The sequence below is a fragment of the Nocardia glycosmidis genome (assembly GCF_052545115.1).
Genome location: NZ_JBQWRH010000002.1, coordinates 294,292 through 316,930 on the forward strand (window position 1 = coordinate 294,292; position 22,639 = coordinate 316,930).

A 22,639-nucleotide genomic window follows, 5' to 3' on the forward strand; every position below is an offset into this window, starting at 1 on the left:
CGCAGATCGGACAAGACATCCGGCTGAGGGTGGGACGCGCCCCGCCGCCCGCTCAGAGTTGAGCGGGCGGCGGGCGGTCGCTAGGAAACGACGGGCAGGTAGACCGCGTTGCCGCTGCCGGCGAACTCGGCGGATTTCTCCGCCATACCCGCGGTGAGCGCCTCGGTTTCGGTGAGACCCTGCGCGGCGGCGTATTCCCGCACGTCGGCGGAGATCCGCATGGAACAGAACTTCGGGCCGCACATGGAGCAGAAGTGTGCGGTCTTGGCCGGCTCGGCGGGCAGGGTCTCGTCGTGGTACTCGCGCGCGGTGTCCGGGTCCAACGACAGCGCGAACTGGTCGCGCCAGCGGAACTCGAAGCGCGCCTTGGACAACTCGTCGTCCCGCTCCTGCGCGTGCGGATGCCCCTTGGCCAGGTCGGCGGCGTGCGCGGCGATCTTGTAGCTGATCACGCCCACCTTCACGTCATCCCGGTTGGGCAGGCCGAGGTGTTCCTTCGGCGTAACGTAGCAGAGCATGGCGGTGCCCGCCTGCGCGATGATCGCGGCGCCGATCGCCGAGGTGATGTGGTCGTAGGCGGGCGCGATATCGGTGGCGAGCGGGCCGAGGGTGTAGAACGGCGCCTCCTCGCACCACTCCTCCTCGAGCCGCACGTTTTCCACGATCTTGTGCATCGGCACGTGGCCGGGACCTTCGATCATCACCTGCACGCCGTGCGACTTCGCGATCTTGGTCAGTTCGCCCAGGGTGCGCAACTCGGCGAACTGGGCTTCGTCGTTGGCGTCGGCGATGGAGCCGGGACGCAGGCCGTCGCCGAGGGAGAAGGTGACGTCGTAGCGCGCGAGGATCTCGCACAGTTCCTCGAAGTGCGTGTACAGGAACGATTCCTGATGATGCGCCAGACACCACGCGGCCATGATCGACCCGCCGCGCGAGACGATGCCGGTGACACGCTTGGCGGTCAGCGGCACATAGCGCAGCAGCACGCCCGCGTGCACGGTCATGTAGTCCACGCCCTGCTCGCACTGCTCGAGCACGGTGTCGCGGTAGATCTCCCAGGTCAGCTTGGTCGGATCGCCGTTCACCTTCTCCAGGGCCTGGTAGATCGGCACGGTGCCGACCGGAACCGGGGAATTGCGCAGAATCCACTCGCGCGTTTCGTGAATGTTCTTGCCGGTGGACAGGTCCATGATCGTGTCGGCGCCCCACCGGGTCGCCCACACCATCTTCTCCACTTCCTCGGCGATCGAGGAGGAGACGGCCGAGTTGCCGATATTCGCGTTGATCTTGACCAGGAACTTCTTGCCGATGATGGTCGGCTCGAGCTCCGGGTGCTTGTGGTTGGCCGGGATCACCGCGCGACCGGTGGCTACTTCCTCGCGCACCAGTTCCGGCGAAACTCCTTCCCGCGCGGCGATGAAGCGCATCTCCGGCGTAACGATGCCCTGACGCGCCCAGGCCAGCTGGGTGCGCGGACCGGCGACGGTGGGCTTGGTCCAGGTGTCCCGCAGTTTCGGTAGACCGGCTTCCAGATCGATGGTCGCCGTGTCGTCGGTGTACGGACCCGACGTGTCGTAGACGTCGAAGTGCTCATCATTCGTCAGGTTGATCCGGCGCACCGGAATGCGCAGGTCGTCAACCTCGAGGTAGTGCTTGACGCTGCCCTCGATCGGGCCGGTGGTGACGCTGTCGACGGGCGTGGAGCTGCCGTCGGACGCAGCGGTGGGTGCCATTTTTCCTCCCTACGCCGGCATTACCCGGTCAGGTTCATGCGGTCGACGGCCCTGACGCCTCTCGGCTAGCCGTCCTCTCAGCCCGCTGGTGCGAGCCCCCGTTGGTACTGAAATTTCCCGCCCGACCATACCCGGCCCCGCCGCGCACTTGTCGGGGGATTCGACAGGATCGGGTGAACTGGCGAGGACGTCGCGGTCGACTACGCGCCCCGAGGCGCCTCCAGGCGGCCGCCTGCGCCTGCGTGATCGCCTCGCGGGGTTCGAGGGCGCGAACCCGATCATCCCGGAGCTGATGCCGATCACCTCGCTGCGCACTGTGCGGCGCGCCGAGCAACTGTGACCCTCCGACGGGCCTCGTCTGACCGCGCGCACGGCACGATCGGCATCCGAGCGACAACCCGGCTGCGCCCCTTGACGCGGCGATCCCGCGGTCTCGGTTCAGTTGCTTTCGGTCGACTCCGGTGTAGCCGAGTGGCCCGGTGAGCCGTGGGTGCGGCGGGCTTCCTTCATCTCGGCCTCGTAGACGTGGCGGCGACCGTCGAGGAGTTCGTCCCGGGCCGCGCGTTCGATGCTGCGGAACAGGTCGAAGTATCCGTCGTCGTATTCCTCGACGACCTGGAACGTCCACCGTCCGGCGAGCACGTTGCGGCCGATCAATTCGGTGGCGATCCGGTCGGCGATCCGGGTGTGGCCCGCGGTGCGGAACAGGTCCACCGCGAGGTCGAGCTGGAGGTCGGCGCGGCCGGTCAGCTGGTGGAAGGCGTACAGATGGCCGCGGGCACGCTCGGTGGTCTCCAGCGCTTCCGAGAGCCTGCCGGTGGCCGCCACGGTGGCGTCGTCGACGCCCTCTGGCCTGCGGTGCCGAGCGGCCGGGCGGTCGGTCATGGCCTCGCTCCTTCGCGTTCTCCGGCTGCGGTCGTGATCTCCGCGGGGCGGACCGGCCTGGGCGGAGATCGCGACGCTTGTGTTGCGGCGGTTACCCGGGTACACCGCGCTCAAGCACCAGCGGAGGCGGACGCGCCGCCCACAGCGGCCGACCTGCGCCCGGCCATCGATCTCTGGTCGCGGGCGCACGGTGGACCAGCGCATCGACTTCGGGCAACTGGTTCGGGTTCCGCGGTCACAGCGTCGCCCTTCGCGTTCGGCCGGGTCCGACCGCATTCCGGCCGCGCGGGCTACAGTCGATACACAACCGACCGATCGTCCCAAAGAACGGACATGACGTGCGTCAGCGAGTGCAGCAAGGACACAGCACACAGTCGTGCACGACGGACCTGCGGACACTGCGCGCCGTCATCAGCCGCGGATACACCGCGCCGGGGCACACGAAGGAGCCGAGTCCCGACGAGGCGCGGTCATGAGCGACGCTTTCTACCTGCCCGATCCCGAGCACCCCGATCGGTTCCTCTCCACCGAGCTCACCCGCGGCCCGTGGTCGCCGGACGCGCAGCACGCAGGGCCGCCCTCCGCGCTGCTCGGTCACGTGATCGAGCGGTGCGAGCCGCGGCCCGGGTTCCAAGTCGGGCGCGTCGCCGTCGAAATCCTCGGCCCGGTGCCGCTGGCGCCGCTGACGGCGACGGCCCACCTCGCCCGGCCCGGCCGCAGCGTCGAACTGATCGAGGCCACGCTGTCCACCGATCGCGGGCCGGTGATGCGGGCGAATGCCTGGCGATTCAAGCTGGCCGAGCCGGAATTGCCGGTGCCGGAACGCTTCGTGCCCACGGGCCTGCGCCCCGGCCCCGAGCAGGCATCGGTGTCGGCACAGTTCCCGTCAGCCCAGCCGGTCGGCTTTCACGCCGCCATCGAATACCGCTTCATCAGCGGATCTTTCACCGAACCGGGCCCGGCGATCTGCTGGATCAGGCTCGAGCACCCGATCGTCGCGGGCACCGACCCGAGCCCGCTGGAACGCACCCTCGCGGCCGCCGATTCCGGCAATGGCGTCAGCGCGGTACTGGACTGGTCGAAATACCTGTTCATCAACACCGATTTGACGGTGACCCTGCACCGTCAGCCAGCGGGCGAATGGGTCTGCCTCGACGCTGTCACCTATCCCCAACCCCACGGCGTCGGCATGGCCGAATCGGCGCTCTACGACGAGAAAGGCCCTTTGGGCCGCAGCACGCAAACCCTTTTCCTGGGGACGCGATAGCAGAGTAGACCTACTTGGCTGCCGAGGGCCCGAGGCGTCGGATCCCCAAGCCGGTTGCTCGGAAAACCTATTTACTAGGTCTTTTCAAGATCTCCACCGATTTTTTCAAAACTTATGCGGTCCAGCGCACGGGAGGTTACGCCGGCATGAAACTCAGTCGAGACGAACTACTCACGATTGCCCGTTCGGCTGTCGGACACGGTGCCGAGCTCCTCGAAACGGCTGATCGAGGAATGGTCGACAAAAAAAGCGACCGCGACTATGTCACCGACCTGGACTATCGAATTCAAGACCGCATCAGGGGGTATCTATCCGACGAGACACCTGAATTCGATTTCCTAGGAGAAGAATTCGACGACACGGCGACAGAAAACACTGGTCGATACATGTGGGTTCTCGACCCGATCGACGGAACATCCAACTTCATCCATGGACTGCCGCTCTGCGCTGTATCGTTAGCTCTGGTTCACGACGGCGAACCGGTAATCGGAGTCATCCGCGCACCGTTCCTCGGCCTCGAGTATTTCGCTGCCGCAGGTCAGGGCGCGTATGGCAACGACGAGCCGATCAACGCAAGCAGCACCGAAACTCTCGGCTGCGCAATCGTTTCCATTGGCGATTACGCGGTCGGACCGGAGGCGGAGCCCAAGAATGAGCGCCGCATTGCCCTCACCGCCGCGCTGGCGGCGACAGTCGAGCGCATACGAATGTTCGGATCGGCCGCCCTCGATCTCGCGTGGGTCGCCGAGGGACGGACTGATGCGTGCGTCATGCTGTCCAATAAACCCTGGGATACGGCCGCTGGAGTGCTCATCGCCCGCGAAGCAGGCGCTGTCGTCCTCGACTCCACGTCCCGTCGGCACACCCTCGACTCCCCCGATACGATCGCCGCCTCCCCCGCCGTCGCCGACCAACTCGTGGCCCTGATCAACAAATCGAGCTGCTGACCATCTCCGGCCTGGACATATACGGCAACGGACCCGCTCGCAGGCGAAGCGGAATCAACACTCCCCAGCTGCACCAATCGGTTTCGGACTCCCACTACTCCGCTACGATCGGGCTCCATGGCTGACACAGTGGTGTACGCGGGGCGGCCGTCCGACACACGTGCCGAGCCCGAGCACCGCACCAGTCGTCCGAGCCAGATGCGTCTGATCGCGGTTGTCAGTGGGCTGCTGGGCGCGTTGCTCGCGATTGCCGTGCCGTTCCTACCGGTTCGGATGGCTGCCTCGTCCATCGTTTGGCCCCAGGCCGGGGTACTGAACAGTGTCGAAGCACCGCTGGTCTCCTACGCACCCGTTCAGCTTGCCGCCCAGATTCCCTGCGCGGCATTGGAAACCCTGGCCGACACCGGTGGCGTGGTCGTATCGACAGTTCCACGGCAATCGGCGAGCATGGAACGATACGGGTTCGTCGTCAAAGTAGTTCCCGACACCAGCGATCGGCCTGGGCGGGTTGATGTGGTTTCCCGCAACAGATTGCTCTGGTCAGGGTCGGTGGAGTCGATCCGTGGGCACACCTGCACGCTGGCGATCGACGTGGCCGCGGCGGGGACAACCGTGTCGCTCGTCGGCGGCGGCAGCGATCCCGGCACCCGGGTCGACTCGGATGTGCGGCCGCAGGTCGTTGGTGTCTTCACCGACCTGACGGGCAACGCGCCGGAGGGGATGCGGGTGGACATTGCTGTCGATTCCCGGTTCTCGACCTCGCCTACACCGCTCAAGCTGGCCGCGATCGCGCTGTGTCTGCTTATGACGATGGCGTCGTTGGTCGCGCTGCACCGCCTCGACCAGACCGACGGACGGACCACGCGGCGGTTTCTGCCACCACGATGGTGGCGTTTGCGTCCTACCGATTGGGTGGTGTTCGCAACTTTGTTGGTGTGGCACTTCATCGGCGCCAACACCTCCGATGACGGCTACATCCTCGGAATGGCCCGTGGTTCGCAGAGTTCGGGGTATATGTCGAACTACTACCGCTGGTTCAGCGTCGACGAGGGGCCGTTCTACACGCCCTACGCCGACCTGATCGCCGTGCTGACGCACGTGTCGACGGCGAGCGCGTGGGTTCGTTTGCCGACGCTGGCCGCAGCGGTGATCACGTGGTGGGTCATCAGCCGCGAGATCATTCCCCGGCTCGGGGTCGCCGTGTGCGGCGACAAAGTGGTCGCGTGGACCGCCGCGATGACGTTCCTGGCGTTCTGGCTGCCCTACAACAACGGGCTGCGGGCCGAGCCGTTCGTCGCAATGGGTGCTGTGCTCACCTGGGTTTCGATCGAACGAGCTATCGCGACCCGCCGCTTACTTCCCGCCGCCGCGGCGATCGTCATCGCCGCCCTCACCTTGACCGTCGCTCCCTCGGGCCTGATCTGTGTCGGGGCCCTGCTGGCCGGGGCCCGCAGCCTCACCACAGTCGTGGTGCGACGCGCCCGGTCTGTCGGGTACCTGCCCCAGCTACTGCCGTTGCTCGCGTCCGGACTGGTAGTCCTGACGGTGGTCTTCGCAGATCGGACTCTGGCGGCGGTCCTGGAAATGTCCCACGTCCATGGTCTGATCGGGCCCGGCGAATCCTGGTTCTTCGAGTTCCTGCGCTACCAGTTCCTGTTGCAGCTCAACGCCGACGGCTGGTTGTCTCGCCGCTTCGGCATGTTCATGATGGTGCTGGGGTTGGTCGTCTGTGTGGTCACCATGCTGCGCCGCGGGGGACACATCCCAGGAACAGCGGTCGGGCCTTCGCACCGCGTCGTGGGCATCACGGTCGCGGCGATGGTGCTGATGATGTTTTCGCCGACGAAATGGACGCACCAGTTCGGTGTATTCGCGGGCCTCGCCGCCTGCGTCGCGGCGCTGACCGCTGTAGCGGTCAGCCCCCGCGTCATGCAGCCGCTACGCAACCGCGCTTTGTTCGCCACCGCTCTGTTCTTCGCGTTGGCTTTGACCTTCGTCGGCGCCAACGGCTACTGGTATGTGTCCGCCTGGGGTATTCCCTGGTGGGACAAGCCACCGACCCTGGCCGGCAAGGGGCTGTCGAGCTTCGCGGCCGGATTCTCGTTTCTCGCCCTGGCCGCGGCGGCGTGGTTCCACATCCGTCCACGGACCCGGTTGCGCGCCGATTCGATCGCGGGCCGGGTCGCGCGGATTCCGGTGCCGGCAGTCGCGGCGGCTGTAATGGTGCTGTTCCTGGTGGCGTCGTTCGTCAAAGCGTCAGTCGCGCAGTACCCCTCCTACTCGGTTGCGAAATCCAACCTGTCCACGGCCTTCGCCGGTGGCTGTGGTCTGGCCGACGACGTTCTTGTCGAAACGGATCCCAATGTCTCCATGCTGCGCCCCCTGGCTGGTGAGATCGGCACGGCACTGGCGGGCAGCGAGTCGACCGGATTCAGTCCGAACGGCGTAGCACCGGTACTCACCTCCGATGAGGTCGAATCCACCACCGGCCGGGCGAATTCGGTTTCCGACGACCAGGACAAGCTTCGCGACGCCGCCAAATCCGCGGGATCGGAGTCCGACACCTCACACGGCAGCGGGATCAACGGCAGCAACGTCGCACTGCCCTTCGGCCTCGACCCGGCAACCACTCCCGTGCTCGGCAGCTTCCGGGAGGGCCAACAAGTACCCGGTTCGCTTACCACCGACTGGTACCAGCTACCCGATCTCGTCAGCGGAAGCCGCGGTGACATCATTGCGATCGCCGTCGCCGGCCGAATCCGCTCCATCGACTCCGACGGCGTCATCCACCCTGGCCAGAACCTCGAACTCGAATACGGCACAACGCAACCCGACAACAACATCAGCCGCACCGGTCGCATCCTTCCGATCGACATCGGCCCCTCACCCATGTGGCGCAACCTGCGCGTGCCGCTCGACCAGCTACCTGCCGACGCCGACGTGGTAAGGCTGGTCGCCCACGACAAAGACCTCGACAAAGACCAGTGGCTCGCCGTGACACCACCCCGTGTCCCACAAACGAAAACGCTGAACAGCGTCGTCGGCTCGACTACTCCCGTGCTGCTCGACTGGGCCGTCGGACTGCACTTCCCGTGCCAGAATCCCGTGCCCACCCGCGCGGGTATCTCCGTCCTGCCCGAGTACCGAATCCTGCCCGACCGCAACGGCGCGACCATCACCAACCTCTGGCAAGGTCACGACGGCGGCGGCCCCCTCGGTTGGACCCAGCTACTGTTCACCGCGCGCGCCCTACCCTCCTATCTGGACAGCGACTGGGACCGGGACTGGGGCTCGATCGAACAGTTCATCCAAGTCGACCCGAGCGCGCGACCGGCCCAGGTCACGATCGACGACATCCAGCGCCCGGGTACCTGGACGCCAGGGCACATCATCACGTCCTACTAGCCGGAAAGATCCCAGCGGCGGCACTCGCCGGAGACAACCCGGACGGACCCATCGCGGGCCTGCGCGCCACCGGCTGCCCCAACAGATCGCCCGACCCGACCACTCGCCCGATCAGAATCCAGCCGCAAGCGTCTGGCCGGGCCGCCGTAGGGTTTGAGTCGTGAAACTGCTGCCATTGCCCGCCGCGGGGCAGACCCCTGTCCGGGCGCTCACTATCGCCGGTACCGATTCCGGCGGTGGCGCCGGAATCCAGGCCGATACCCGCACGATGGCGCTGTGCGGGGTGCACGCGCTGGTGGCGGTGGCGGCGGTGACTGTGCAGAACACGGTGGGCGTCAGCGGTTTCCATGAGATTCCGCCGGATATCGTGGCCGATCAGGTGCGTGCCGTCGTCGGAGATATCGGCATCGGCGCCGCGAAGACCGGCATGCTGGCGTCCACCTCGATCATCGAGGCGGTCGCGGCGGTGTGCCAGGAGGTCGGTATCGGCGGCGGCGGCCGGATTCCGCTGGTGGTGGATCCGGTCGCGGCCTCGATGCACGGCGACCCACTGCTGCACATCGAGGCGCTGGACGCGCTGCGCGACACGCTGATTCCGCTCGCGACCGTGATCACGCCGAACCTGGACGAGGTCCGGCTGCTCACGGGCATCGACGTCGACGGCGAGGACGCGGCGCGGCGCGCGGCGCAGGCGCTGCACAAGCTCGGGCCGCGCTGGGCGATCGTCAAGGGCGGGCACCTGCGCTCCTCCGAGTACAGCACCGACCTGCTGTTCGACGGCGAGCAGTTCCTCGAGTTCACCGCGCCGCGCATCGCCACGGGCAACGACCACGGCGGCGGCGACACCCTCGCCGCCGCGATCGCCTGCGCGCTGGCGCACGGCTATTCGGTTCCCGATGCGGTGGAATTCGCCAAGGAATGGACTTACCGCTGCCTCGCCGCGTCCTACGACCTCGGCGCGGGCCACGGGCCGGTATCCCCGCTGTGGCGATTGCAGGAGAATTGACCGGGCGACAAGGGCTGGACACCATTTCTTGTCGGTGGGCGCTGCGATACTGAGGGCGTCGCAAACACCGATGGCTGCAACGGCGCAGGCAATCAGAACAACGGCGTTCGGCGTGAATGCGACGACCAACCACGGCGTCCGCCCGGGCGGCGCCACGGTCACATACGCGGGGAACGGCACGACGCCACGGACGGTCGGCATGGATGGTGACGCCGTTGAGACAGGCGCTCGCCAACGCGGAGATGATCTCGTCGGGTGCCGCCGAACAGCTCGGCGGCACCATCGCCGACTGCTCGGCCGATAGCCGCATTCGGCAGGAGATGCCGGATTCCGGTATTCCTGGACATCGAGCGACGGCGTGCTCCACCCCCAGCAATCTCACAGCTCGGCCCCAGCTCGGCACCAGCGTGGTCATCGAGTGTGGTGCGTATGACCGAGGCTGTGACCGTCGCGGCGACGGAACGAACCGAGACCACGGGGCCGCCCGTGCTGGACGTAGTGATACCCGTCTACAACGAAGAGACCGATCTCGGCGTGTGTGTGCACAGGTTGCACGCCTACCTGCGCGAAGGGTTCCCGTTCCCGGCGCGCATCACGATCGCCGACAACGCGAGCACCGACGACACGCTCCAGGTCGCACAACTGCTGGCTGCGGAGCTGCCCGATGTGCGCGTAGTACACCTGGCCGCCAAGGGACGCGGCAGGGCGCTGCGGTCTGTCTGGGAACGCTCCGACGCGCAGGTGGTCGCGTATATGGACGTCGACCTGTCGACGGACCTGAACGCGCTGCTGCCGTTGGTCGCACCGCTGATCACCGGGCATTCCGACCTGGCCATCGGCACGCGGCTCGACACCGCCTCCCGCGTGGTACGCGGACCCAAGCGCGAGATCATCTCGCGCTGCTACAACCTGCTACTGAAAGCCTCATTGCAAGCACACTTCTCGGACGCGCAATGCGGCTTCAAGGCGATGCGCGCCGATGTGGCACGCCGCCTGCTGCCACTGGTCCGCGACGGGGAGTGGTTCTTCGACACCGAACTGCTCGTGCTCGCCGAACGAGCCGGGCTGCGCATCCACGAGGTGCCGGTGGACTGGATCGACGACCCGGACAGCCGCGTCGACATCATCGATACCGCGCGTAAGGATCTGCGCGGTATCTGGCGGCTCGGACGGGCACTGGCCACCGGCGCGCTGCCGCTGGAGGAACTACGCCAAGCGGTGGGCAGGGAACCGCTGGTGCCGGGCGTGCCGCTCGGCATGGTGGGACAGCTGGTGCGGTTCGCGATCGTCGGCGTGCTGAGCACGCTGGCCTATCTGTTGCTGTATGTCGTGCTGCAGATGTTCACCGGCGCACAGGTGGCGAACTTCGCGGCGCTGCTGATCACAGCGGTGGCGAATACCGCGGCCAACCGGGCGTTCACCTTCGGGGTGCGCGGCCCGACCGGAGCCGTCTCGCACCAATTCCAAGGCCTGATCATCTTCGGAATCGGACTGGCGCTGACCAGCGGGTCGCTGTTCGCGCTGCATCAGTGGGCGCCGGGCGCCGCAGTGCATCTGGAGCTGTCGGTGCTGGTACTGGCCAATCTGCTGGCGACTCTGCTGCGTTTCATCGGGCTACGGTGGGTGTTCCGCGCCGGCGCGGGCATACCGGAAAGCAACCCTTCCTTGACACCGACCGAACGCCGTACGTTCGTTCCGGCCCGCTCGAAGTCCATTTCGACCGCAATCGAAGGAGACCATCGGTGACGGCGACACTCACCGCACCACCGCTCGCGGCCGAACCGCGGAAGAAATCCGCACTCCGCTGGGAGTATCCGGCGCTGGCGGTACTGCTGATCGGCACAACGGTCGCCTACCTGTGCAATCTGAGCGCGAACGGCTGGGCGAACGCCTTCTATTCGGCGGCGGTACAGGCGGGTTCGGTGTCGTGGAAGGCTTTCTTCTTCGGATCGTCGGATGCCGCGAACTCGATCACCGTGGACAAGCCGCCCGCCTCGCTGTGGTTGATGGCACTGTCGGCGCGGCTATTCGGACTGAACAGCTGGAGCATTCTGGTACCCGAGGTACTGCTGGGCGTGGCCACGGTCGCGCTGCTCTGGGCCACGGTGCGCAGGCCGTTCGGACCGGCCGCCGGATTGATCGCGGGCTCGGTGCTGGCGGTGACTCCCGTCGCGGCGGTGATGTTCCGCTTCAACAACCCCGACGCACTGCTGGTGTTCTTGATGGTCGCCGCCGCATGGGCGACGACTCGCGCGGTCGAGGACGGCCGCTGGCGCTGGCTGGTGCTGACCGGCACGCTGATCGGATTCGGGTTTCTCACCAAGCAATTGGCGGTGCTGCTGGTGGTGCCCGGGCTGGCGCTGACTTACCTGATCGCGGGTCCGCCGAAGCTCGGCAAACGCATCGCGCAGCTGTTCGCGGCGGGCGCGGCGATGGTGGTGGCCGCGGGGTGGTGGCTGCTGGCGGTGGAGTTGTGGCCCGCCTCGGCACGTCCGTGGATCGGCGGCTCGCACACGAACTCGATTCTGGAGCTGACCCTCGGCTACAACGGGCTCGGACGGCTCAACGGCAACGAGCGCGGTAGCGTCGGGCCGCGCGGCGATCTTCCGGCCGGTGGCGGCGGGATGTGGGGCGAGAAGGGCATCCTCCGGCTGTTCGAACCCGCCCAGGGCGGTCAGATCGCCTGGCTGATCCCGGCCGCGCTCGTCGCTCTTGTCGCGGGAATTATCCTGCGCGGCAAGGTCTTTCGAACCGACAGACAACGCGCCTCGCTCATCCTTTGGGGTGGATGGCTGCTGGTCACCGGGCTGGTGTTCAGCTTCATGGCGGGCATCTTCCATCCGTACTACACCGTGGCGCTGGCTCCGGCGATCGCCGCGCTGGTCGGGGCGGGAGCGGTGCTGCTGTGGCGGCAGCGGCATCGGCTGGCGGCGCGACTGACGTCGGCTCTCGCGGTGATCCTCACGACGGCGACCGCGTGGATGCTGTTGTCCCGCAGCGCCGAATGGCACTCGTGGCTGCGCTGGACGGTGCTGGTCGTCGGCGTACTCGCCACGCTCGCCGTCGCCTTTCCCCTGCCGCGCAAGCTGGCCGTGGTCTCGGCACTAACGGTAGCGTTCACCGGCTTGGCCGGGCCGGTCGCGTACGCGGTCGACGCGATCGCCACGCCACACGCCAATGCGATGCCTTCAGCCGGGCCGAACGTCGCCTGGCGCGGCGATCGGCCGCCGTGGGCGGAAGGCATGAACGGTCGGCCGCAGGGCAACGGACCGGGTATGAATGGCCGCGCCGGCGCTGGGCAACCGCCCGATGCCTCGTCGCCGGGGTCCGGGCCGATGCCCGACGGCTCAGGTCGGACAAGGCCGCTGCCCACCGCGGGAACGCCGGGCGTGCTGCCCGAGGGGCAAGCTTCGCAGGGCGTGCCGGGCGGTATGAACGGGGACGGTGGACCGGGTCCCAACGGCCGAGGTGGAATCGGCGGCCTCCTCGGGGCAAGCGAGCCGAGCGCGCAGCTCGTGTCCCTGCTCGAGCAGAACGGCGGCTCTTACACGTGGGTGGCCGCGACCATCGGCTCGAACAGCGCCGCCGGCTTACAACTGGCCACCGAACTGCCGGTGATGCCGATCGGCGGCTTCAACGGCAGCGACCCATCGCCGACGCTGGAACAGTTCGAACAGTATGTCGCCGAAAAAAAGATCCACTATTTCGTCGGCGGCGGCCGTGGCGGCCCCGGTTCCTCCAGCTCCTCACCCAGCGCGCAGATCGCGCAGTGGGTCGAAGAGAACTTCACCGCCACGCAGGTGGACGGCGTCACCCTGTACGACTTGACCGCCATGCATTGAGACGGCTGCGGCCCGGGCTGTACCCGGGCCGCGCCCTTTCCAGCCGCTGCGCCGGCGCTGGACCGCAGATGGACACCGGCGCGCGCGGCTACGTCCTCCGCCGGACCATTGGCGCAAGGCCGCCTGTGGACTAACCTCTTAGCTAAGGAGGTGTGCAGTGGCGAACGCAGCTGAGCAATTCAATATCCATGAAGCGAAGACGCACCTGTCGCGGATCATCGAGCGAGTCGAGCGCGGTGAGGAGATCGTGATCAGCCGCGCGGGTCATCCGGTCGCCAAGGTTGTGCCGCTGGTTCGCCGCGTGAATCGCGGGGGCCGCGGGTCGCTGCGGGGGAAACTCGTTCTCGATCCGGATTGGGACGCGGAGGCGACCAATGCGGCCATCGCCCGCGACTTCGGTCTGTTGCCATGAGCGCGCACGACGAGCGGGGCCCGGACATAGCCGAGCATTCGCCTGTACCGGAACCGAGCGCCGGTGGGGCGCAGACATGAGTCTGTTGTTGGACACCCACGTCATACTGTGGTGGCTGAATGACGACCCCGCACTATCCGACGAGATCAACCACCGGCTCGATCACGAACCGGATGTGTATCTGAGTGCGGCCACTGTCTGGGAGGTCGCCATCAAGCAGGCCCTCGGTAAGCTCGAGGGGCCGAAGGACCTGCCCGAACGCATTTGCGACAGCGGATTCATTCCGCTTCCGATCGATCATGAGCATGCGGTCATGGCTGGACGGCTTCCGTTGATCCACCGGGATCCCTTCGACCGCATACTGATCGCCCAAGCACGCTGCACGAGCCTTACCCTTGTCACCCGAGACCCGTATTGCCAGAAATACGAGGTAGACATCTTGGCGGTGTGATCAGCATCAGCTGATCGGTGCGGCCGTCGGCGCCTCGTCCTACGCCATCGATTCCGGGCGGCTCGAGCAGCAAGGCTTGTGCTGACGGGGGCAGGACCGCGATTCAGCTCAGCGGGTGCAGGGCGGCGTGCAGTGTCGCCGCCCACTGTCGCACGATCTGTTCACGGCGAACCGAGTCGTCGGTGAGGACGTCCGCCAAACCGAGGCCGCGGGCCAGGTCCAGGGTGGCCTGAACCAGGTGATGAGCGACCGGATCGGAGTCGTCCACGCCGAGTGCTTCGACGGCGCGGCGGTGCGTAGCGCGACCGAAGCGGGCTTCCATCGGGACGATGCGTTCGCGCAGCGCCGCATCGGCGGCGGCGTGGGTCCAGACTTGCAGGGCCGCTTTGAACAACGGACTCGTGTACGACTCGACCAGCCCGGCCACCACGGCCTGGGTGCGGGCGGGGCCGTCGCCCAGCTCGGCGAACGTCGCCGCGTCGTGGCGGGCATGCCCGCTGCGCGTGTCGAACATGTACTCCAGCGCGGCGGTGATCAGGTCTTCCCTGGTCGGAAAGTGATGCTGCGCCGCACCACGGGACACCCCGGCACGCTCGGCGACGACCGCGACCGTCGCTGCTGCCCAGCCCATTTCGGCCAGACAGTCGATGGTCGCCTCGAGCAGGCGCTGCCGGGTGGCTCGGCTGCGGTCCTGCTTCGGTTCGTGGGGTCGCGCCATGGTGGTCATTGTGCCCAGCTCGGCGGGCGACGCTGCAGAAAGGCCAGCATGCCCTCCTGCGCTTCGGGGGTGCCGAAGAAGCTCGCCGAACGCCGCGCGAGTTCCTCGGCGGACGCGTCGAACCCGGCGAGGATGTCCGCGTTCACCAGCCGCTTGGCCTCGGCGAGCCCCTGCGGGGACCCCTTGCGCACCTCCCCACACAGCCGCGCCACCTCAGCCGCCGGATCGTCGGCGGTGACTGTGACGAGGCCGATCTCCTGCGCCACGGCCGCGCCGAACTTCTCGCCGGTCAGGTAGTAGCGGCCGGCCGCGCGCGGACCGATCCGCGGCAACAGGGTCAGCGAGATCATGAACGGCGCCAACCCGATCCGCACCTCGGTGAGCGCGAAACAGCTGCCCGGCCCGGCCACGACGATGTCGCAGGCGGCGACGATGCCCATGCCTCCGGCACGCACGTTGCCGTCGATCTGCGCGAGCACCGGTTTCGGCGCCACCACCAGCCTGCGCAGCACGCCGATCATCACCCGGGTGCGTTCGTCGGCGGCCACCGCCGGGCCGGCGTCGCTCGCCTCGCTGAGATCCGCGCCCGCACAGAACGTGTTGCCGGTGTGCGTGAGCACGATGACGCGCACCTTGTCGTCGGCGGCCGCGTCGTCGAGCCCGCGCAGCAGCTCGGCGACCAGCCTGGACGACAACGCGTTGCGGTTGTGCGGCGAGTCGAGGGTGAGCGTCGCGACGCCGTCGCTCACCTCATAACGGACGAACGGCCCCGTCTCGGTCATGCGCGGGTCCTCTCAGTACGACTTCGGCAGGCCCAGTGAGTGCTGAGCGACGAAATTCAGCACCATCTCCCGGCTGACCGGCGCGATGCGGCCGATCCGCGCGGCGGCCAGCATCGCCGCCAGCCCCACATCCCTGGTCAGGCCGGCGCCACCGTGGGTCTGGATGGCCTGGTCGAGCGCTTTCACGCTGACCTCCGCCGCCGCGTATTTCGCCATGTTGGCGGCTTCGGCAGCGCCCATCTCGTCGCCGGCGTCGTAGAGGGTGGCGGCCTTCTGCATCATCAGCTTCGCCAGCTCGAGTTCGACCTTCACCTGCGCGAGCGGATGCGAAATGCCTTGGTGCGCACCGATCGGCGTCTGCCACACCGTGCGTTGTCTGGCGTATTCCACGGCGCGGTCGATCGCGTAGCGACCCAGGCCGATGGCCATGGCGGCGCCCATGATCCGTTCCGGATTCAGCCCGGCGAACAGCTGCATCAGCGCCGCGTCCGCCTTGCCGACCAGTGCGGTCGAGGGCAACCGGACGTCATCGAGGAACAGGGTGTACTGGTGGTCGGGCTCGATGATGTCCATCTCCTGCGCCGTCTTGGTGAAGCCTTCGGCGTCGGTGGGCACGATGAACAGCGCGGGCGCGAGCTTGCCGGTCTTGCGGTCCTCGGTGCGGGACACGATCAGCACGGCTTCGGCTTGGTCCACGCCGGAAATGAAGATCTTGCGGCCGTTGAGGATCCAGTCTGCACCGTCGCGGCGAGCGATGGTCGTGATCTGGTGGGAGTTGGAGCCCGCGTCCGGTTCCGTGATGCCGAAGACCATCTTGCCCGAGCCGTCGGCCAGCTTGGGCAGCCACTGCCGCTTCTGCTCGTCGGTGCCGTACTTGGTGATGATGGTGCCGCAGATAGCTGGGGAGACCACCATGAGCAGCAGGCCCGCACCCTGCGCGGACAACTCCTCCAGCACCAGCGACAGCTCGTATATCCCCGCGCCGCCGCCGCCGTATTCCTCGGGCAGATTCACCCCCAAGAACCCGAGTTTGCCCGCCTCTTCCCACAATTCGTCGAGCGGCTCGTTCTTGCGGGCCTTCGGCAGCACGTAGTCGCGATAGTTGTACTTCGCGGCCAGGGCGGCCACCGCGGCCCGCAGCGCCTGCTGCTCATCGGTTTCGATGAAGCTCATCATTTCTCCTGGTTGGTCTCGTCGTTCGGAGCGGGTTCGACAACCGCGAGCACGGCGCCGACCTCGACCTGCTGGCCGACGGTGACATTGACGGCGCGGAGCACGCCCGCCGCGGGCGCGGCGATGGCGTGCTCCATCTTCATCGCCTCCAGCCACAGGATCGGCCGGCCCGGTTCGACGTGGCTACCGACCTCGGCGCCGAGCCGGATCACGCTGCCCGGCATGGGCGCGAGCAGCGAACCGGTGGCCACCTGATCGGCCGGATCCCGGTACCGGGGCAGCCTGCGCACAGCCACCGGGCCGAGCGGCGAATCCACGCACACTTGTTCGCCGTAACGCGCGACCTCGAACTGCCTGCGCACCGGACCACGTTCACCCGGAACCGATAGCACCACGCGATCCGGTGCGGAGTCGATGAGGGCGAGCCCGGCGTGGCCGTCCACCGTGAGGCCGGTACGGCCGAACCGGTAGCCCACTTCGTGCGTCCCGGTGACCCGGCTCTCGTAGGACTTGCGTTGCGGCTGCGACGGCAGGTTCCGCCATCCGCTGGGCAGCCCGCCACCCACCCGCGCGGCGGCGCGGTTCGCCGCGGCATCGGCGAGTGCGGCGGCCACGATCGACAGCGCTTCGCCGGCTTCCGACACCAGCGGCGCCGCCAGCGCGGCCAAGCCGTGCGTCTCGAAGAACGCGGTGTCGGTGTCCCCGGCCAGGAACGCCGGATGACGCAGCACCCGCACCAGCAAGTCCCGGTTGGTGACCAGACCGTGGAGCTTCGCGCGGTGCAGCGCCGTGGACAGCAATCGCGCCGCCGCACTGCGTGTTTCAGCGTAGGAGATGACCTTCGCCAGCATCGGGTCGTAATGCACGCCGACCACCGAACCGTCCACCACACCGCTGTCCAGACGCACGCCGGACCGGTCGAGGAGATCGAATTCGGCTAGCACCGAAGGAATCTCGATCCGGTGCACCGTTCCGCTCTGCGGCTGCCAGTCGTGGGCCGGGTCCTCGGCGTAGAGGCGAACCTCGATCGAATGCCCGTGCGGTGCGGGCGGTTCGGCGAGCAAAGCAACTCCACCTGCGATATCCAGTTGCAGCCGTACCAAATCCAGTCCGGTAGTGCATTCGGTGACCGGGTGCTCGACTTGCAGACGGGTGTTCATCTCCAGGAAGAAGAACTCACCCTGCTCGTCGGCGAGGAATTCGACGGTCCCCGCGCCGGTGTAGCCGATCGCGCCGGCCGCCAGCCGTGCCGCGTCGAACAGTCGCGCCCGCATCCCGTCGGTGCGCTCCACCAGCGGCGAGGGCGCCTCCTCGAGCACCTTCTGGTGACGGCGCTGGATGGAACACTCGCGCTCGCCCACCGCCCAGATCGCGCCGTGTGTGTCGGCCATGACCTGGACCTCGATATGCCTGCCCGGCTCGAGGTAACGCTCGCAGAACACCGTCGGATCACCGAACGCCGATTCCGCCTCCCGGCGGGCGGCCTCGAGCTGCGGCGTCAGGTCGGCCAGGTCGCGCACCACTCGCATGCCGCGACCACCGCCGCCCGCGGACGCCTTGATCAGCACTGGCAGATGCGCTTCGGTGACCTCGGTCGGGTCCAGCTCGGCCAGCACCGGCACACCGGCGGCGTCCATCAGCTTCTTCGCGGCGACTTTCGAACCCATCTGCTCGATCACCTCGACGGGCGGCCCGATCCAGACCAGTCCGGCGTCGAGCACCGCTTTGGCGAATTCGGCGTTTTCGGAGAGGAAGCCGTATCCGGGATGGATGGCATCGGCGCCGGTGGCGAGCGCCGCCGCGATGATCAACTCGTCGCGCAGATAGGTTTCCGCGGGCGTGTTGCCGGGCAGCCGTACCGCGGCGTCCGCCTCGGTGACGTGCGGCGCGGCGGCATCCGCGTCGGAGTACACCGCGACCGTGCCCAGGCCCATGCGCCGGCAGGTGGCGAAAACGCGTCGGGCGATTTCGCCGCGGTTGGCGACGAGGACGGTCGTGACCGGCGCAGCGACGGAAGAAATGAACACGGCGGCCTCACATTCGGAAGACGCCGAAGCCTTCGGCGCCTTTGATCGGGGCGTTGTGAATGGCCGACAAGGACATCCCCAACACCGTCCGGGTATCACGCGGGTCGATGACGCCGTCGTCGTAGAGCCGTCCGGACATGAAGATCGCCAGCGACTCGGCCTCGATCTGCGCCTCTACCATGGCACGCATCCCGGCGTCGGCCTCCTCGTCGAACGGCACGCCCTTCGCCTGCGCGGCGGCCCGGCCGACGATCGAGATGACGCCCGCCAGCTGCGCTCCACCCATGACCGCGGATTTCGCACTGGGCCAGGCGAACACGAAACGCGGATCGTAGGCCCGGCCGCACATGCCGTAGTGCCCCGCCCCGTAGGACGCGCCCATCAGCACCGAGATGTGCGGCACCTTCGAGTTGGCGACCGCGTTGATCATCATCGCGCCGTGTTTGATGATGCCCTTCTGCTCGTACTCCTTGCCGACCATGTAGCCGGTGGTGTTGTGCAGAAATAGCAGCGGGGTGTCGGTCTTGTTGGCCAGCTGGATGAACTGAGTGGCCTTCTGCGACTCCTCGGAGAACAGCACACCGCGCGCGTTCGCCAGAATGCCGATCGGATACCCGTGCAGCTCGGCCCATCCCGTGACCAGGCTGCTGCCGTAGAGCGGTTTGAACTCGTCGAAGTCCGACCCGTCCACGATGCGGGCGATCACCTCGCGCGGGTCGAACGGGATCCTCAGGTCCGATGGCACTATGCCGAGCAGGTCCTCGGGGTCGTACCGCGGCTCGATCACCTCGGCACGCGGCGCGGGACCCTGCTTGCGCCAGTTCAACCGTTTGACGATGGCTCGGCCGATGCGAATCGCGTCCTGCTCGTCCAGCGCGTAGTAGTCGGCGAGACCCGAGATCCGCGCGTGCATGTCGGCGCCGCCGAGCGATTCGTCATCGGACTCCTCACCGGTAGCCATCTTGACCAGCGGCGGCCCGCCGAGGAACACCTTGGAGCGCTCCTTGATCATCACCACGTGATCGGACATGCCGGGGATGTAGGCGCCGCCCGCGGTGGAGTTGCCGAATACCAGCGCGATCGTCGGAATGCCCGCCGCCGACGCCTGGGTGAGGTCGCGGAACATCCGGCCGCCGGGCACGAAGACCTCTTTCTGCGTGGGCAGATCCGCGCCGCCCGATTCCACCAGCGAGATCACCGGCAGCCGATTCTCCCGCACGATGTCGTTGATGCGCAGGGTCTTGCGCAGCGTCCACGGGTTCGAGGTGCCGCCGCGCACGGTCGGGTCCGGCGCGACGATCATGCACTCGACACCCGCCACGACCCCGATGCCCGCAATCGTGCTCGCGCCGACGTGGAATTCGCTGCCCCAGGCCGCCAGCGGACACAGCTCCAGGAACGGCGAGTCCTCGTCGACGAGCAGTTCGATGCGCTCGCGGGCGGTCAGCTTGCCGCGCTTGCGGTGCCGGGCCAGCTTGTCCGGTCCACCGCCTGCGATGGCCTTGGCGAACTCGGCCTCGACCTCGACCAGCTTGGCGGTCATGGCTTCGGCAGCCGAAACATACTCGGGCGACCCGGTATCCAGCGCGGTTCGCAGAATGGTCATGACTGGTACCCCAATCGTTTCGCCGCCGGTCCGGTGCGGATCTCGCTTGCACCGCCGATACCCAGGATGCGCATATCCCGATATCGCCGCTCGATCTCGGATTCGCGCCGGGCCTGACCGATCATGGGAGGAACTCCACGGGGATGTCGAGGTGACGGGACCGCAGCCATTCTCCGAGTCCCTTGGCCTGCGGGTCGAAACGAGCCTGGTAAGCCACGCCTCGACCGAGCAGCCCTTCGATGATGAAGTTCAGCGCCCGCAAGTTGGGCAGCACGTGCCGGGTAATAGTGAGCGAAGCCGCCTCGGGAAGCAGCTCTTTGACGCAGGCGACGGTGAGTGTATGCACCAGCCAGCGCCATTGCTCATCGGTCCGCACCCACACTCCGACGTTCGCGTCGCCACCTTTGTCGCCACTGCGGGCCAGCACGACCGTCCCCAACGGCACCCTGCGGGTCTCGCCGAAAGGCAGCGGTTGTGGGGCGGGCGGATCGGCCACCTCGATAAGTTCGGTCGTGCCACAGGGCGGCTTGATCTCCACGCGGGCGCCGTCCGGCAGCACCGCCGTATGCGCCACCTCCGCGGCGTCGACGAATCCTGGCGTGAACACACCGTAGGGGGATCCGTTGCCCGGCAGGGTCGTAAAGCTGCATCCCGGGTAGCTGGCCAATGCCAACTCCACCGCCACGTTGGAGAACGCGCGGCCCACCTTGTTCGGGTCGGGGTCGCGGACAACGCAGCGCAGTAGCGAACTCGCCTGCTCTTCGGTCTCGGCGTCCGGCCGGTCCAGCCGAGCCAGCGTCCAGGTCAGCTCGGCCGGACGGGCGGGCAGCCAGGACTCCAGCTGACGTTGCGCCAGAGCGGCTTTCGCCTCGATATCCAAGCCGGTGAGCACGAATTCCATCTCGTTGCGGAAACCGCCGAGGGTGGTCAGCGCGACCTTGAGCCGGGGCGGCGGCGGCTCACCGGCGACGCCGCTGATCCGCACCCGGTCCGGTCCGGCCTGGTCGAGCCGGATGGTGTCCAGGCGGGATGTCACATCGGGTCCGGCGTATCGGGCGCCCTGGATCTCGTACATCAACTGGGCTTCGACCGTGTCCACGGTGACCGCGCCGCCGGTGCCGGGATGCTTGGTGAGGACACTGCTGCCGTCGGCGTGGATTTCGGCGATCGGGAAGCCCGGCTTGCCCAGGTCGGCGAGTTCGGTGAAGAACGCGTAGTTGCCGCCGGTGGCCTGGGTGCCGCATTCGATGACGTGACCGGCCACCACCGCGCCCGCCAGTTGGTCGTAATCGCTTCGGCCCCAACCGAAGTGCGCCGCAGCCGGGCCGACGACCACCGACGCGTCGGTGACGCGGCCGGTGACCACGATGTCCGCGCCCGCGTTCAGGCATTCGACGATGCCCCATGCGCCGAGGTAGGCGTTTGCGGTCAGCGGCGCGCCGAAGCCGAGTTCACCGGCACGCGCGACCAAGTCATCTCCCTCGACGTAGGCGATTTTCGCGTCCAGTCCGAGATCCGCGGCGACCGCGCGCAGTTTTTCCGCGAGACCGGCGGGGTTGAGGCCGCCCGCGTTCGCGACGATGCGTACTTTACGTTCCAGCGCGAGCCCGAGGCAGTCCTCGATCTGCTCGACGAAGGTCTTCGCGTAGCCCCGGCTCGGGTCCTTCATCCGATCGCGGCCGAGGATCAGCATGGTGAGTTCGGCGAGGTAGTCGCCGGTGAGCACGTCGAGCTGCCCGCCTTCGAGCATTTCGCGCATGGCACTGAGCCGGTCCCCGTAGAAGCCGGAACAGTTGCCGATCCGGAGCACGGCCGGGTTGGCGGCGAGCATACTCATCAGCAGGAATCCCTCCTGTGCGGCGAACCGTCAGGATGGGCCGCATCCGTAGAGCCCGCGTTCCGTGACCAGCATCACACCCGAGCCAGAAAAAAGCAAGCACGCGCGCTTGTTAATTGCCCGCCACATCACCCGCCTTCCTGACCCGCGCCACGCTGACCTGGCCGCATGGAGCAAGATGGGCACGGTGTCCAGCGACGTCACCGTGATCGTTCTGTTCGCACTGTCCGGATTCCTGATCGGCGGTGCCTTCACCACCTGGAAAACCGCCCGGCCGCTATCCGTAGCACTCGCGGTCTGCGCCGCTCTCGCGGCGGGCGGCGCGCTGGCCTGGTGGCTCGGTTGAGGGCCGGGCGAAGGCGTGCAGCCGCCTAAAGATACCCAGCTCCGCCTGCACGGCTGCGAGCAGCTGAAAACCGCTCGATACGCGGTGTCGGTTTCGGCGTTGGTCGAGCCATCCAGCCGGTAGCAGAATCATCCGTATTGAGCGGGGTTCCAGGTACGGGTCGGCTTGTTGGTGATGATGAACCGCAATGCCTTGATCATGA

17 protein-coding genes and 1 pseudogene are annotated in these 22,639 nt (G+C 67.3%); 10 read left to right on the plus strand and 8 right to left on the minus strand.

Going from position 1 to position 22,639, the window contains the following annotated elements:
- Nucleotides 1-80: 80 nt before the first annotated feature.
- The gene (gene thiC / locus ACT86A_RS03845; protein ID WP_445090571.1) at nt 81-1,733 is read right to left on the minus strand and encodes a phosphomethylpyrimidine synthase ThiC; all 1,653 of its coding nucleotides are present in this window, start codon (nt 1,731-1,733) and stop codon (nt 81-83) included.
- 232 nt (nt 1,734-1,965) lie between these two features.
- On the opposite strand from thiC, the pseudogene ACT86A_RS03850 reads away from it, so the two are divergent.
- Nucleotides 1,966-2,070: pseudogene (locus tag ACT86A_RS03850) on the plus strand (5,10-methylenetetrahydrofolate reductase); the annotation flags it as partial.
- A gap of 101 nt (nt 2,071-2,171) precedes the next feature.
- Here ACT86A_RS03850 and ACT86A_RS03855 read toward each other — a convergent pair.
- Nucleotides 2,172-2,618, minus strand: a complete 447-nt coding sequence (locus ACT86A_RS03855) for a hypothetical protein (RefSeq protein WP_445090572.1) — start codon at nt 2,616-2,618, stop codon at nt 2,172-2,174.
- 472 nt (nt 2,619-3,090) lie between these two features.
- On the opposite strand from ACT86A_RS03855, the gene ACT86A_RS03860 reads away from it, so the two are divergent.
- From ACT86A_RS03860 to ACT86A_RS03895, 8 genes are all read left to right on the plus strand, one after another.
- Complete coding sequence (locus ACT86A_RS03860; RefSeq protein WP_445090573.1) at nt 3,091-3,885, plus strand: thioesterase family protein; 795 nt, start codon at nt 3,091-3,093, stop codon at nt 3,883-3,885.
- Between the two features lie 146 nt (nt 3,886-4,031).
- On the plus strand, nt 4,032-4,832 hold the full coding sequence (locus ACT86A_RS03865; protein ID WP_445090681.1) for an inositol monophosphatase family protein: 801 nt from the start codon (nt 4,032-4,034) through the stop codon (nt 4,830-4,832).
- 117 nt (nt 4,833-4,949) lie between these two features.
- Nucleotides 4,950-8,237, plus strand: coding sequence for an arabinosyltransferase domain-containing protein (locus ACT86A_RS03870; RefSeq protein ID WP_445090574.1), 3,288 nt, complete (start codon nt 4,950-4,952; stop codon nt 8,235-8,237).
- Nucleotides 8,238-8,397: 160 nt separating this feature from the next.
- On the plus strand, nt 8,398-9,243 hold the full coding sequence (gene thiD, locus ACT86A_RS03875) for a bifunctional hydroxymethylpyrimidine kinase/phosphomethylpyrimidine kinase (protein ID WP_445090575.1): 846 nt from the start codon (nt 8,398-8,400) through the stop codon (nt 9,241-9,243).
- 429 nt (nt 9,244-9,672) lie between these two features.
- A complete protein-coding gene (locus ACT86A_RS03880) occupies nt 9,673-10,989 on the plus strand; it encodes a bifunctional glycosyltransferase family 2/GtrA family protein (protein ID WP_445090576.1) in 1,317 nt (438 codons plus the stop codon).
- Entirely contained in the window at nt 10,986-13,085 is a 2,100-nt protein-coding gene (locus ACT86A_RS03885; protein WP_445090577.1) for a glycosyltransferase family 39 protein, read from the plus strand. Before ACT86A_RS03880 ends, ACT86A_RS03885 begins: the two co-directional genes overlap by 4 nt.
- Before the next feature lie 157 nt (nt 13,086-13,242).
- The gene (locus tag ACT86A_RS03890) at nt 13,243-13,497 is read left to right on the plus strand and encodes a type II toxin-antitoxin system Phd/YefM family antitoxin (RefSeq protein ID WP_445090578.1); all 255 of its coding nucleotides are present in this window, start codon (nt 13,243-13,245) and stop codon (nt 13,495-13,497) included.
- Nucleotides 13,498-13,573: 76 nt separating this feature from the next.
- On the plus strand, nt 13,574-13,948 hold the full coding sequence (locus ACT86A_RS03895; RefSeq protein ID WP_445090579.1) for a type II toxin-antitoxin system VapC family toxin: 375 nt from the start codon (nt 13,574-13,576) through the stop codon (nt 13,946-13,948).
- A 103-nt stretch (nt 13,949-14,051) separates the two neighbouring features.
- Here ACT86A_RS03895 and ACT86A_RS03900 read toward each other — a convergent pair whose 3' ends face one another.
- The 6 genes from ACT86A_RS03900 to ACT86A_RS03925 all read right to left on the minus strand — a co-directional run bounded on the left by ACT86A_RS03900 (nt 14,052) and on the right by ACT86A_RS03925 (nt 22,091).
- Nucleotides 14,052-14,666: a TetR/AcrR family transcriptional regulator gene (locus ACT86A_RS03900; RefSeq protein WP_445090580.1), complete on the minus strand. Its 615-nt coding sequence runs from the start codon at nt 14,664-14,666 to the stop codon at nt 14,052-14,054.
- 5 nt (nt 14,667-14,671) lie between these two features.
- Nucleotides 14,672-15,448 carry an enoyl-CoA hydratase family protein gene (locus ACT86A_RS03905; RefSeq protein ID WP_445090581.1) on the minus strand — a complete coding sequence of 259 codons (777 nt, stop codon included), beginning with the start codon at nt 15,446-15,448 and terminating at the stop codon, nt 14,672-14,674.
- 12 nt (nt 15,449-15,460) lie between these two features.
- Nucleotides 15,461-16,621 (minus strand): acyl-CoA dehydrogenase family protein, encoded by a 1,161-nt coding sequence (locus tag ACT86A_RS03910; protein WP_445090582.1) that lies wholly within the window; start codon nt 16,619-16,621, stop codon nt 15,461-15,463.
- Nucleotides 16,621-18,648 carry an acetyl/propionyl/methylcrotonyl-CoA carboxylase subunit alpha gene (locus ACT86A_RS03915; protein WP_445090583.1) on the minus strand — a complete coding sequence of 676 codons (2,028 nt, stop codon included), beginning with the start codon at nt 18,646-18,648 and terminating at the stop codon, nt 16,621-16,623. The genes ACT86A_RS03910 and ACT86A_RS03915 overlap by 1 nt, the downstream gene beginning before the upstream one ends.
- Nucleotides 18,649-18,655: 7 nt before the next feature.
- Nucleotides 18,656-20,254, minus strand: coding sequence for an acyl-CoA carboxylase subunit beta (locus ACT86A_RS03920; protein ID WP_445090584.1), 1,599 nt, complete (start codon nt 20,252-20,254; stop codon nt 18,656-18,658).
- 121 nt (nt 20,255-20,375) lie between these two features.
- A complete protein-coding gene (locus ACT86A_RS03925) occupies nt 20,376-22,091 on the minus strand; it encodes an acyclic terpene utilization AtuA family protein (RefSeq protein WP_445090585.1) in 1,716 nt (571 codons plus the stop codon).
- Nucleotides 22,092-22,155: 64 nt separating this feature from the next.
- On the opposite strand from ACT86A_RS03925, the gene ACT86A_RS03930 reads away from it, so the two are divergent.
- A complete protein-coding gene (locus ACT86A_RS03930; protein ID WP_445090586.1) occupies nt 22,156-22,437 on the plus strand; it encodes a CG2302 family histidine operon protein in 282 nt (93 codons plus the stop codon).
- Nucleotides 22,438-22,639: the final 202 nt, after the last annotated feature.